This is a genomic window from Anaerotignum sp. (assembly GCF_045122575.1).
In the GTDB taxonomy this organism is placed as follows: domain Bacteria; phylum Bacillota; class Clostridia; order Lachnospirales; family Anaerotignaceae; genus Anaerotignum_A.
On the sequence record NZ_JBGVHV010000019.1, the window covers coordinates 1 to 12,882 of the forward strand.

The following is a 12,882-nucleotide window of genomic DNA, read 5'->3' on the forward strand; positions in this document are numbered from 1 at the left end:
CAGGCGACAGTAGGGAAGTGTATGACCAAGGAAGGACATTCGCTCTTGCTTCGCTTACTGCAGGAAAAAGGGGACGAAAACGCTTATTTATCAGTAAAAAAAGGTGAAAAATTAGAATAATTTTGTTGACAGGTGCATCCTGTTGTGATAGTATATTGGAGTATGTTCAGCCGCGTGAAGAGGTTCGAGAAAATCGGAGAAAGGCTCCGGTTACCGTATTCAGCGAGTAAAATTGCGAGGAGGTGTCAACATGTACGCAATTATTGAAACTGGTGGTAAACAGTACAAAGTATCCGAAGGTGATATCATCACAGTTGAAAAACTGGCTGTAGAAGCAGGTTCCGAATACAAATTCGACAAAGTTCTGGTTCTGGCTAAAGAAGGCGATATCAAAGTAGGTGCTCCTTACGTTGAAGGTGCAGCGGTTACAGCAGAAGTAATCGGTGACGGTAAAGCGAAAAAGGTTGTTATTTACAAATACAAACCTAAAAAAGGCTTCCACAAGAAAAAAGGCCACAGACAGCCTTTCACAAAACTGCAGATCAAATCCCTGTAATTTTCAGTCATGATCAAAGCAAGGATTTATCGCAAAAATCAGAAAATCTGCGGATTTGAGATTTCCGGCCATGCGGGCTACGCTGCGGCAGGCGAGGATATCGTTTGTTCTGCAGTGACAGTACTTTGTTTTAACACAATGAATGCTGTGGAAAAATTCACCGATGTTCCCTTTAAGGTGGATATCGATGAAAAACGCGGCGGTTATCTCAAAGTCTTGTTTCCCCTTGAGGGGATGGAAGATCACGATACACAGCTCCTTCTGGAAACACTGTGCATGGGTCTTTCAGACATAGAATTAGAATACAAAAAATATCTCACTTTGATAAATGAGGAGGTGTGAAGTATGTTCAGATTGAACCTTCAGTTCTTCGCGCACCACAAAGGCGGCGGTTCCACAAAGAACGGTCGTGACTCTAATGCTAAGAGACTGGGCGCAAAACGTGCAGACGGTCAGTACGTTCTGGCTGGCAACATCTTATACACACAGAGAGGCACAAAAATCCACCCCGGCGTAAACGTTGGTAAAGGCGGCAACGATACACTGTTCGCTCTGGTTGATGGTCGTGTAAAATATGAAAGAAAAGGCAGAGACAAAAAACAGGTTTCTGTTTACCCTGTCGAAATCGCTGAATAAGATTTGCATGAAAATCATGAAGGCTTCAAATGATAGCATTTGAAGCCTTTTTTTCAGTAATAAAAAGTAATAAAAGAAGAAGGCTTGACAGGTTTGCAGCCTGGCGGCTACAGAGCTGTGAAGTCTTCTTTTTGAAGATAAATTGTTATTTCGAGAAAGCGCATTGTTCCATTCCCGCACAAAATGAAATTTTGTGCAAGTAAGGGTCAAGGGAAATTATTTCCCTTGTGGGGTTTGGGGCAAAGCCCCAAGGAAAGGAGAGAAAACAATGTTTGTAGATAGAGTCAAGATCCACGTAAAAGGCGGCGATGGCGGCGACGGCAAGGTTTCCTTTTACAGAGCAAAATATATCACCCACGGCGGCCCCGACGGCGGCGACGGCGGCAAAGGCGGCAACGTGATTTTCGTTGGCGAAAGCGGCATGAACACACTGATGGACTTCCGTTATAAAAGAAAATTCGCCGCAACACCCGGTGAGCCCGGCGGCAAACGTAACTGCTTCGGCAAAGACGGCGAAGATGTCATCATCAAAGTGCCCGTTGGTACAGTTATCCGTGAAGCAGAAAGCGGCAAGGTAATGGCTGACATTACAAAACCCAACGAAGAAAAGATCCTGATCTACGGCGGTAAGGGCGGCAAGGGCAATCAGCACTTTGCAACCCCCACAAGACAGGCTCCCAGATATGCAGAACCTGGCAGAAAATCCAAGGAATATGACGTGATTCTGGAACTGAAACTGATCGCAGACATTGGTCTGATCGGTTTCCCCAACGTTGGGAAATCCACACTGCTGTCCATGGTAACAAACGCAAACCCTAAGATCGCAAACTACCACTTTACTACACTGTCCCCCAATCTGGGCGTGGTAGAAGGTAGATTCGGCGATAAATTCGTTCTGGCAGATATTCCCGGTCTGGTGGAAGGTGCCAGCGAAGGGATCGGTCTGGGCCATGAATTCCTGCGTCATGTAGAACGTACAAAGGTATTCATTCATGTTGTAGACGCTGCCGGCGTTGAAGGCGATGACCCTGTGGAAAACTTCGAAAAGATCAACAGAGAACTGGCGGAATATAAAGAAGACCTGATGAAACGTCCTCAGGTGATCGCTGCAAACAAAACAGATATCCCCGGTTCCGAAGAAAATGTGGCAAGACTGAGAGAAATTTATGAACCTCAGGGCTACAAGGTATTCCCTATTTCTGCAGCAACCAACAAAGGTCTGGATGAACTGCTGACAGAGGTCGGAAAGATCCTGAGAGAATACCCCGAAGATATCACCTTCGAGGAAGAATATGAAGAATACGCAGAAATGCAGGTGGACTTCGAACCCTTCACTATCGAAGAAGTGGAAGAAGGTTACTTCGTGGTTACCGGTGTCGGCGTAGAAAAGATGATCGGTTATACCAATATCGATACAGAAAAAGGCTTCGCATTCTTCCAGAAATACCTGAAAGAAAAAGGTATCATCGAAGCACTGGAAGAAAAAGGCATTCAGGAAGGCGATACGGTTCATATTTACGATCTGGATTTCGAATTCTGGAAATAATACGGGCTAAGCCCGTTCGTCGAAATAGTATTTCGACGAGGAAAGACAGAAGAATAAACAGATCTGTGCCTGTGCAAAACTGCAGGCAGTTTTCAGGCGACAGCCTGTTTTCCTCGGAGAAAATGAATTTCTCCTGCGGATTCCATTTGGGAAACTCGTTGTTTCCCAAACCCTTCAGTAAAAATCGAAAGGCACTCCGAAAGGAGTGCCTTATTTTTATTTCTGAAAGAATATTCTGTTTGTTTCCAGCACATTTTTATGCACCACATCTCTGGGCTCGAAATGCATGATCCTGCAGACGATCTGCAATGCGGTGCCCATGCCGAAGACGGAAATGACCGTGCCGATGCCTACAGGCCCGCCCAGAAGCCAGCCTATGAGCAGGGCAATGCCGACCATGACCGTCTGTACTACGCCGATGGGGGTTTTCGGGAAGCGTTTGCCAAGGGCAATCAGCAGAGAATCGCGAGGGCCACAGCCCTGTGCTGCACCCATATAGAAATACTGCCCGTAGCCCATGATGAACAGACCAACGATAACCATGATGCAGCTGATGGGGATGTTGTTGAAATCAGGCAGGGTGATGATGTGGTCGATGAGGTCCACATAGTTGCCCACCAACAGGGCATCCAGAATCGTGCCATAGCCGATTTTTTCCTTCAGCATTACATCAATACCCAGAATGATGATGCTGATAATGGTATGCACGATACCATAACTCATTCCTACCCGATAGGATGCGCCCATGGAAAGGCAGTCCCAAGGGGCCAGACCGATGTTTGCCTGAATGGTCAGATAGACGCCGACGGCGAAAATGAACAGACCGAAAGCGGATTTCAATATTTCTTTTATCATTTGTGTTTTTGTCTGCATGATCGTTCTCCTATGCATCCTTTGGATGCTTATTTTTTTGCGGAAAAGGAAAGACTTCTGTCTGTTTTTGCTGTTCCGTCTATTTTAATACTTTGCAGACCGCTTTTCAATACCAGCTTCCGAAGAAAAGAATGATACATGAAGGGGCATTTCAGTAATTTCAGACTGATTTTGATGCGGATCTTTCGGGTTTTGTTCCAGTAGCGCCTGTTCGGATCACCGCAAGGACAGTTCAGCACACGGCTCAGCTCTCTGGCGCTGTAAATGGCGCTGCTGATGCCCTCCAGAGAACTGGGGCTGATAAAGCCGGCGGCTTCCCCGATGAAAAAGATACCGCGTTCCCCTTTGCAGAAATCCCGGAAGGAAGCGGGGCGCAGCACAAGGCAGGCTTCGGTTTTCAAAGGTTCGCCAAAGCGAAAGCCGATCTGCTCCAGTTTTTCTTTTTGTCTGGCAAAGCGTTCTTTGGCATTGTCAAGCGGATAGGCACCGCCAAAAATAAACTGATGGTTTTTGGAAATGGACCAGGAACAGCAGTCGGTGGTTTCCGGATCGAAAATGCAGGAATAAAAGGGATTGGGATGGGTTTCGGGGAAACATTGCTGGATGGAGAGATAGTATCGAATCTGTTTCTGGGGATAAAAAGTTCGTCTGACAATGGAATTGGCGCCGTCTGCCCCGACAAGAAATCTTGTTGTAACGGTGTGGGTTTCTTCCTTTTCCAGATAGGAAACAGAGAAGCCGCCATTTTTTCGTTTCAGTTCCGTACAGATAGCGTTGCTGTGTACTTCCACCCTTTCGGGAATGATGGATTCCAGCCACAGGTCGAATTTATGTCTGTCCAAATTGATATAAAACCGCTGATAATGGCGGATGAGTCTGTTTTTCAGATCGATGGTTTTTACCGCAAAAATCTGTGGATCTACCAGAATATCCTTGGGCAGAGTCAGGTCAAAGGAGGCCAGAGCCTTTTGGGCATCGACAGAGATCAGCCCGCCACAGGGCTTTTGGAATCCATCGGCATCGGAATGCTTTTTATCGATGGCGATCACTTTATATTTCGGATTTAAGAGTCTTGCCAGTGTGGAGCCGGCGGGGCCAAGGCCGATGATGGCAATATCATAGTCAAATTTTCCTTTCATACAAACACTCCCTTTCTTAAGGGGAGTGTAGCATAAAAAAGGCAAAGAAAACGAAATGTCTGAAAACCTTCTGTTTTTCGTAAGAGAATCGTAAGAAATTCCTGTTTTGGGAAAGACTAATCCAAAAAGGAGAAAGAGGTGGCGACATGGCTGCATTGGAAAAATATCTGCCCCGTTGCAGGATCTTCCTGCTGGATGGGGAAAAATTTCGAACCAATCTGTTCGTTTTCTTTTTTGACCTGCCCTTGCGGCGGGAAACGGCGACGAAAACGGCACTTCTGGCGGAGGTGCTGAAAAGGGATCATTGGCAGGAAAAGGCAATCCGCGGGGAGGAATTATATGGCGCTTTGTGGGATATTTCGGTGGTGAAAAAAGGGGATCGACAGCTGCTCCTGTTTTCTCTGGAAACGCTGAAAACGGTGGATACAGAGGATGCGGTGGCTTTTTTGAAGGAAATGCTTCTGGGGTCTTTGCGGGAAGGGGACTTTTCCGAAAAGATGGTGGAACGGCAAAAAGAGATCCTGTGGCGGAAACTGAAAAGTCTGCAGGACGACAAGAAAGCCTTTGCCCGTAAGCGTATTGCGGAGGAAACGGCGGAGGGAACTGCCTATGGTATCTCCGGGGGCGGATACGAGGCAGAACTGGAGGAAATCAACGCCAAAGGATTATTTCTGTTTTATCGGGATCTGGTGGAGCAGGCAGAGGGAAAGTTTTTTTTCTGCGGCGATCGGGCGGAGAAGAAAAAGGTACTTTCTTTGCGGCAGGAGTTTCCGGGGAAGGTTTTATGGAAGAAAAAAGAGTCGGAAAAACAGACGAAAAACGGCCCCCGATTCCTGCAGGAATCGGCTGAAATGGAACAGGCAAGGCTGGCCATGGGTTTTTCCGCCCGTGGAGAAAGCATCCACAGACAGGCGGCGCTTCTGCTGTTCAATCATCTTTTGGGCGGCAGTCCTGATTCCTTATTATTTCAGCAGATCCGAGAGGAAAAGGGTTTGTGTTATGATGTGAAATCCTATCTGGAGCCCATGAGTCCCTATCTGTATGTGCAGGCGGGTATTCGGGCGGAGGATGGGAAGGAAATGGGAAAACTGGTGCTGAAATGCGTGGAACAGATAAAAAAAGAGGGTATTCCTGAAGAAAAACTGCAGCAGGCCAAGGAGGCGATGCTGCGAAATTATAGTGGCCTTTCAGACAGCCCTTGGGCCATGGTGGATTTTTTTGCAGAACAGGCTTTGCAGGGATCCCCCCTGACAACAGAAAGATTTCTGCGGCAGATAGAGAAGATGGAAGCGGAGGACATTCTGCGGGAGGCAAATCATCTGGAATTACGGGTGGTTTATCTGCTTAGCGGAAAGGAGGAAAAAGATGGTGCGGAATGAAAAAGAACAGCAGGGGAAAACAGAAAATGGCCTGCAGTATTATATTTTTCCCCGAAAGGAATTCGGAGAAAAGACGGCGGCGATCGTGGTAAAACGAGGGGCAAACCACATTTTCTGGAAAGGGAAAGACGGCGAAACTATGACATTTCCCCAAGGGACGGCCCACTTTATCGAACATAAGCTGTTCCAGCAGGAATGGGGCGATGCCTTTCTGAAATTGGCAGAGAACGGTGCTTCTGCCAATGCTTTTACCGATGGGGATAAGACGGTTTATTATTTTACCTGTCGGGAAAAATTTATGGAAAATCTGAAGATTTTGCTGGGTTTTGTGCAGACGCCCTTTTTCACAGAGGAAGACACAGAACAGGAAAAATCCATCATCACCAGTGAGATCACCATGTATGGGGATGATCCCAATTGGGTGGTCTATATGCAGATGCTGAACGGGATGTACGAAAACCATCCCATCAAAAATTCGATCGCAGGCACGGCGGAAACGGTGCAGGAAATAACGGCGGAAATTTTGCAGAAAGCGTATCTGGCGTATTATACAACGGAAAATATGGCGTTGATCTGTGCGGGGGATGTATCGGTGAGACAGATCAGAGAACTGGCAGAAACAGTGCAGAAAAGGGAGACGGATGCACGGATCTATTTTCCGATGGAGAAAAATGAAATTCTGGAAAAATATCAGGAGAAGGAAATGGGCTTGTCTCGGCCAAATTTTCAGATCGGGTTTAAATTTCCTTCTATCCCGAAGGAGGACTGGCTGAAAACCCGCATTGCCATGGGGTTTCTGCTGGAATTGCTGGTGGGAGAAAGCAGCAGATTTTTCCAAAAAGCCTACGAAAGGGGATTTCTGGATGAGCCCTTGGGGACAGCTTTTTTCTGCGGAGAGGGATATGCCTTTGCGGCATTTTCGGGAACGGGAGAACAGCCGGAAGAAACGGCAGAATGGCTGGCAAAGGAACTGAAACGACTGCAGAAAAAGGGACTGGACTGGATGGATTTTCGACGGATCCGCAAAAAAATGCTGGGCAGATTCCTGCGGCGGCTGGATTCTCCCGTCAGCCTTTGCATGGGGCAGATCGAATGGGCAATGATGGGGGCAACGGCGGAAGAAGTGATGGATACGATCAAGACTTTGCCCGTGGCGGAAGCGGAAAAATTGTTGCAAAATGCTTTCTCAGATACTACAATGGTATTATCTGTGGTCAGATGAAATGCTGATGGAAAGAAGGAAAAAATATGCCGGATATCTGGTTTCCCCATTTAGGGATAGAAATTGAAAAACTGAGCCGTGTGGCCTTTTCCGTACTGGGGAAGGATGTATACTGGTATGGTATTTTCATCGGGTTGGGTGTGATCCTGGGTGTGGCATTTGCCATGCTGGAAGCGAAGCGGACAAAGCAGGATCCTGATCTGTATGTGGATTTTGTGATCTATGCCCTGATTTTTGCCATTATCGGCGCAAGACTGTATTATGTTATTTTCTCGTGGGATTATTACAGCGCAAATCCTGCAAAGATTTTTGCCATCAGAGAGGGAGGTCTTGCCATTTACGGCGGTATCATCGGCGCAGTGCTGACGGCTATTGTATACTGTAAGAAAAAGAAGGTGGATTTCTGGCTTCTTGCAGATACGGCCTGTCCCTCTATTGCCTTCGGCCAGATGATGGGACGCTGGGGCAATTTCTTCAACAGAGAAGCCTTTGGCGGTTTTACCGATGGCATCTTTGCCATGCGTCTGCGTTTGGATCAGGTGCGCCCCGGGGATGTTTCCCAGCAGGTGATGGATCATCTGATGCAGTTTGGCGGGGTGGATTATATTCAGGTGCATCCGACTTTCCTGTATGAATCCCTGTGGAATCTGTGTCTGTTCCTGCTTTTGGTTCTGTACAGACCAAAGAAGAAATTCGGCGGACAGATTTTCGGATTATATTTCCTTGGCTATGCCCTCGGCAGAGTCTGGATCGAAGGACTCAGAACAGACCAGTTGATGATCGGTGGTTTTGCGGTGAGCCAACTGCTTTCTGCAGGTATCATCGTGGCAGCGGTGGTATTTCTGATCTGGAAAGGCAGAAAAGAAAAAACAGCATAATGATTGAGAAAAAACTGCCTCACTTTTTCAGTGGGGCATCTTTACATAGAAAACGGAGTGTTTAAAATGGTTTTATTAACAGCAGAAAATATCAGAAAAAGTTACGGCACGAGGGTGATCTTCGATGATATTTCCTTCAGCATCCACGAAGGGGATAAAATCGGTGTCATCGGTGTCAACGGTACAGGCAAATCTACCTTACTGAAGATCATTGCAGGGGTGGATCAGGCAGACAGCGGCACTATCATCACCATGAACGGTATGCGTATCGGCTATCTTTCCCAGAATCCTCTTTTTGTAGAAGGGACTACCGTTTTGCAGCAGGTGTTCCGCGGGGAAAATCCGCAGCTGGCACTGGTGCGGGATTATGAAGAAACTATGGCGGCTTTGGCGAAAACGCCGGAAGATGAAAAACTGGTGAAAAAAGCGGCGGATCTGGCGGAAAAAATGGATAAGGCGGAAGCGTGGTCTCTGGAAAGCGAAGCGAAGACCATCCTGACCAAACTGGGTATTTTTGATTTTGAACAGAAGGTGGAAACCCTTTCCGGCGGCCAGAAAAAGCGTGTGGCGCTGGCGGCGGCCCTGATTGCACCTGTGGATCTTCTGATTCTGGATGAACCGACCAACCATATCGACAACGACACGGTTGACTGGCTGGAAAAACATCTGGAAAAATACTCCAAAGCCCTCCTGATGGTAACCCATGACAGATATTTCCTTGACAGAGTTGCCAACCGTACACTGGAACTGGAAAAGGCAAAAATTTATTCTTATCAGGCAAACTATTCTAAATATCTGGAAATGAAAGCGGAAAGAGAAGAACTGATCGCCGCAGGGGAAAGAAAACGTCAGAATTTCCTGCGGACGGAACTGGAATGGGTGCGCCGCGGTGCCAAAGCCAGAACCACAAAGCAGAAAGCCAGACTGGAACGCTTCGAAGAAATTTCTTCCATCCGTGCTCCGGAAGAAAAACAGAGTGTGGAACTGTCTTCCGTTGGCAGCAGACTGGGGAAAAAGACCATTGAACTGGAAAATGTATCCAAAGCCTATGACGGCAAAACTTATATCAGAGATTTCAGCTATATCATCCTCAGAGATGACCGCGTAGGCATCATCGGGGACAATGGCTGCGGGAAATCCACTCTGATGAACATTATGACAGGAAAACTGCAGCCTGACAGCGGTTCTGTTGTTCGTGGGGAAACCGTAAAAATCGGCGTATTTGCCCAGGAAAATGTGGATATGGACGAAAATCAGCGTGTCATCGATTATATCCGCGATGAGGCGGAAATTATCCGTACCACAGACGGACATATCACCGCATCTCAGATGCTGGACAGATTCCTTTTCCCTCCTTCCATGCAGAGAGGCCCCATCTCTATCCTTTCCGGCGGCGAAAGAAGAAGACTGTATCTCTGCCGTGTGCTGATGGGAGCGCCCAATATCCTTTTCCTGGACGAACCCACCAACGATCTGGATATTGAGACCCTGATGATCCTGGAGGATTATCTGGAGCATTTCAATGGTGCGGTAGTGGCGGTTTCCCACGACAGATATTTCCTGGATAAGACCATGGGACGTATCTTTGCCTTCCTTGGCAACGGTGTCATCAAACAGTATGAAGGCGGCTATTCCGACTGCAAGGCGGCGAGGGAAAGAGAACTGCCTGCCGTTGAAGAAAAGACTGTGAAGGTGAAAAAAGAGGAAGCACCGAAAGAAAAAAGCAATGCACCCATCAAGAAGATGAGCTATAAAGACCAGAGGGAATACGATACCATTGGCGATGAAATTGCGGCTCTGGAAGAAAAAATCGCCAAGGCTGATGTAGAAATGGCAGCCTGTGCCACAGACTTTACCCGCCTGCAGGAGCTTTCCGCAGAAAAGGAAAAACTGGAAGAAAAACTGGAAGAACGCATGGAACGCTGGATGGAACTGAGCGAACTGGCGGAAGAAATTGAACGAAATAAGGGCTGATTTGACAGAAAAATAATTTTTTTGATATAATAATATATTATATTAAAATTTTGTTAAGAAATTGGAGCGTGATGACCGTGGACGGTAGTCCTGTCTTGATTATTTTATTGATTATTTTAGTTTGTGGTTCAGCGTTTTTTTCTGCATCGGAAACGGCACTGACTTCTCTGAGCAAGATCCGTCTGCGCAATATGGTGGATGAGAATATCAAAAATGCAGATATTATTGCAAAACTGGTGGAAGACCCCAATCGTCTTTTGAGTTCCATTCTGGTTGGCAATAACCTGGTAAACAATGGGGCCTCTGCATTGACAACAGCACTGGCGATTCAGATGTTTGGCGGCGACGCAGAAAGCGGTGCCGGTATCGCAACGATCATTATCACCATTATCATTTTGATTTTCGGGGAAATCACGCCGAAAACAGTTGCAGCGCAGAAGGCGGAAAAAGTGGCGCTTCTGGTTTGTAAGATCATCAACTTCTGTGTCATTATTTTCAAACCGGTGGTAGCAGTGCTGAATGTATTGACCGGCTTCCTGACGCGTCTGTTTGGCTGCATCCCCGGGGAAAAGGTACCCCTCATTACAGCGGCGGAACTGAAGACCATTGTGAATGTCAGCCATGAAGAAGGCGTTCTGGAACTGGATGAAAGAACCATGATCAACAATGTATTTGATTTTGGGGATTCCAAGGCGAAGGATGTCATGACGCCCAGAACGGATATCATTGCAGTGCCTCTGGATGTGACCTACGATGAATATGTGCATCTGGTGAAGGATGAAGGCTTTTCCCGTATGCCTGTTTATGGCGAAGATCTGGATGACATCGTGGGCATCCTGTATGTAAAGGATATTTTCTTCTTGGATGAAGATGAATTTTCTGCAGAAACCTATATGCGTGAACCTTTGTTTACCTATGAAAGCAAACCTGTTGCAGAACTTCTGGCGGAAATGAAGACCAGCCGTCTGGGCGTGGCTATCGTTTTGGATGAATACGGCGGTACTTCCGGTCTGGTGACCATGGAGGATATGGTAGAAGAGATCGTTGGCGATATCGAAGATGAATACGACGATGCAGAAGAAGAAATCGAAGTGATCAAAGATGACGAATTCGTTGTGGACGGCAGTACTCGTCTGGAAGATTTCAACGAAATGGTCGGTACAGAACTGTTCTGTGAGGAAGTAGATACCCTTGCAGGATATATCCTTGTAAAACTGGGCAACTTCCCTGTGGAAGGACAGGAGCTGGAAACAGACGGTCTGCGGGTCGTTGTGGAAGAAATGGAGAAGAGACGTATCGAAAAGGTACATGTCTATATCCTCAAGGAAGAAGCAAACGAAGCAGAAAACCAAGAAATAAATACAGAAAACGAAGCATAAAAAATGCCGCAGACCTTTTGGTCTGCGGCTGTTTTTGTTTAGCCTTTCATGCCATCCAGCATAGTTTCTGTTGTTTCCATATAGTAGTCTGCATCCTGCATGCCTTCGATCTTCAGTTCGCGGGGGAAGCCTTCCTGATCAACAAAAATTGTTGTAGGCAGACCGTTCAGATTATCCATGATCCATTTTGCCAGATGCTGATCGGGCATGATGCCTGTGAAAGTAACACCATATTCATCATACGCACGCAGAGCCAGTTCCTCCGCATTGCTGTCGGGGGTATCGATGACAACCTGAATAAAGTTTACGTTTGGATGTTTTTTCTGCAGGTCTTTATAAAATTTCTGCAGTTCATCCAGTTCGATGATATTGTCTGTGTAGCAATAGCTTGCCCAGAAGTTGATCACAGTCATATCGTAATCATAGAAAACAGCGGAGGAGATGGGATCACCGTTCAGTGTATTTGTCATAAAAGACAGATATTTGCCGTTGTTTTCCACAGCCTGCTGCACCGCCTGTTCATCGGGCAGGAAGGTTTTGATGCTGTCCTTCAGATTGGGCAGATATTTTTCCAGTTCTTCGAAAGTGGCCTTTGCGCCGTCGGAGAAGTGGTCAATGCCGGTAGTATACTCTGTCAGGAAGAAGAAATGGAAATTTTCCTGTGCGGGCAGTTTTTCCACAGAAGAGAACAGAGCCAGTTCTTTTTGTACTGCAGCAGATGCCAGATTTTCTTCTTTTACCACCAGAAATTCTACGATGGGTGTCATCAGTTCTTCCACGGGAATGGTGGATTCTGTGTTGTTCAGTTCCTCCATGTTTTCATCGGGAGTATAATTGTAGCGGATCTTTGCATAGATCTCACTGTTGGGGCTGACCGTAGGGGCGGGGATTAGGTTGGAATTTTCCATTTCCACCCATTCATCGGGGATGGTGTAAGCCAGACCGCATTCCTTGAATTCAAATTCTGTCTGTACTTCTGCCTGGGGCTGTTCCTGGGGAACTTCTTCTTTCCCGCAGCCGACAGCGAAGAGCATCATCATTGCCAGAAGCAGGGCAAGTTTCTTTTTCATATTGAAAAACCTCCTGTTATCGTTTGTTTTATAGTCGGTATCCATTATAACGAAAAAATATTTTCTCTGCAACCGAAAGAGGAAAAGAATGGAAAGAAAGGGCGGGAAAAACAGGATTTTCATTTAATTTTAATCTGTTTTGAAGGGATTTTTAAGGAGAAAAAAAGATACTGGAAGGAGACAAAACAGGAGAGAGTTGCTATACTGTAAAAAACGAAAGAAAACAAAGG

At 46.6% G+C, this 12,882-nt stretch carries 12 protein-coding genes; 9 read left to right on the forward strand and 3 right to left on the reverse strand.

Features of this window, described 5'->3' with window-relative positions:
- Positions 1 to 250 precede the first annotated feature (250 nt).
- The 4 genes from rplU to obgE all read left to right on the forward strand — a co-directional run bounded on the left by rplU (position 251) and on the right by obgE (position 2,738).
- Complete coding sequence (gene rplU, locus ACJMLT_RS00760; protein ID WP_405725104.1) at positions 251 to 556, forward strand: 50S ribosomal protein L21; 306 nt, start codon at positions 251 to 253, stop codon at positions 554 to 556.
- 9 nt (positions 557 to 565) lie between these two features.
- Entirely contained in the window at positions 566 to 898 is a 333-nt protein-coding gene (locus ACJMLT_RS00765) for a ribosomal-processing cysteine protease Prp (RefSeq protein WP_405725107.1), read from the forward strand.
- Positions 899 to 901: 3 nt separating this feature from the next.
- Positions 902 to 1,192, forward strand: coding sequence for a 50S ribosomal protein L27 (gene rpmA, locus ACJMLT_RS00770; protein ID WP_016407383.1), 291 nt, complete (start codon positions 902 to 904; stop codon positions 1,190 to 1,192).
- Between the two features lie 268 nt (positions 1,193 to 1,460).
- Complete coding sequence (obgE, locus tag ACJMLT_RS00775) at positions 1,461 to 2,738, forward strand: GTPase ObgE (protein WP_405725112.1); 1,278 nt, start codon at positions 1,461 to 1,463, stop codon at positions 2,736 to 2,738.
- Between the two features lie 216 nt (positions 2,739 to 2,954).
- Here the strand turns inward: obgE and ACJMLT_RS00780 are convergent, their stop codons facing one another.
- Together ACJMLT_RS00780 and ACJMLT_RS00785 are read right to left on the reverse strand one after the other, a co-directional pair.
- Positions 2,955 to 3,611, reverse strand: coding sequence for a YczE/YyaS/YitT family protein (locus tag ACJMLT_RS00780; RefSeq protein ID WP_405725115.1), 657 nt, complete (start codon positions 3,609 to 3,611; stop codon positions 2,955 to 2,957).
- Between the two features lie 29 nt (positions 3,612 to 3,640).
- A complete protein-coding gene (locus ACJMLT_RS00785) occupies positions 3,641 to 4,750 on the reverse strand; it encodes an FAD-binding protein (protein WP_405725118.1) in 1,110 nt (369 codons plus the stop codon).
- Positions 4,751 to 4,896: 146 nt separating this feature from the next.
- Between ACJMLT_RS00785 and ACJMLT_RS00790 the strand changes: the two genes are divergently transcribed.
- The 5 genes from ACJMLT_RS00790 (at position 4,897) to ACJMLT_RS00810 (ending at position 11,582) form a co-directional block, all read left to right on the forward strand.
- Positions 4,897 to 6,129 carry a M16 family metallopeptidase gene (locus ACJMLT_RS00790; protein WP_405725121.1) on the forward strand — a complete coding sequence of 411 codons (1,233 nt, stop codon included), beginning with the start codon at positions 4,897 to 4,899 and terminating at the stop codon, positions 6,127 to 6,129.
- Positions 6,116 to 7,351, forward strand: coding sequence for an EF-P 5-aminopentanol modification-associated protein YfmH (gene yfmH, locus ACJMLT_RS00795; RefSeq protein ID WP_405725124.1), 1,236 nt, complete (start codon positions 6,116 to 6,118; stop codon positions 7,349 to 7,351). The genes ACJMLT_RS00790 and yfmH overlap by 14 nt, the downstream gene beginning before the upstream one ends.
- A 26-nt stretch (positions 7,352 to 7,377) precedes the next feature.
- Positions 7,378 to 8,229 (forward strand): prolipoprotein diacylglyceryl transferase, encoded by an 852-nt coding sequence (gene lgt / locus ACJMLT_RS00800; protein WP_405725127.1) that lies wholly within the window; start codon positions 7,378 to 7,380, stop codon positions 8,227 to 8,229.
- A gap of 66 nt (positions 8,230 to 8,295) precedes the next feature.
- On the forward strand, positions 8,296 to 10,203 hold the full coding sequence (locus ACJMLT_RS00805; protein WP_405725130.1) for an ABC-F family ATP-binding cassette domain-containing protein: 1,908 nt from the start codon (positions 8,296 to 8,298) through the stop codon (positions 10,201 to 10,203).
- Between the two features lie 77 nt (positions 10,204 to 10,280).
- On the forward strand, positions 10,281 to 11,582 hold the full coding sequence (locus ACJMLT_RS00810; RefSeq protein ID WP_405725133.1) for a hemolysin family protein: 1,302 nt from the start codon (positions 10,281 to 10,283) through the stop codon (positions 11,580 to 11,582).
- Between the two features lie 38 nt (positions 11,583 to 11,620).
- Here ACJMLT_RS00810 and ACJMLT_RS00815 read toward each other — a convergent pair whose 3' ends face one another.
- Positions 11,621 to 12,652 (reverse strand): TlpA disulfide reductase family protein, encoded by a 1,032-nt coding sequence (locus tag ACJMLT_RS00815; RefSeq protein WP_405725136.1) that lies wholly within the window; start codon positions 12,650 to 12,652, stop codon positions 11,621 to 11,623.
- Between the last annotated feature and the right edge of the window lie 230 nt (positions 12,653 to 12,882).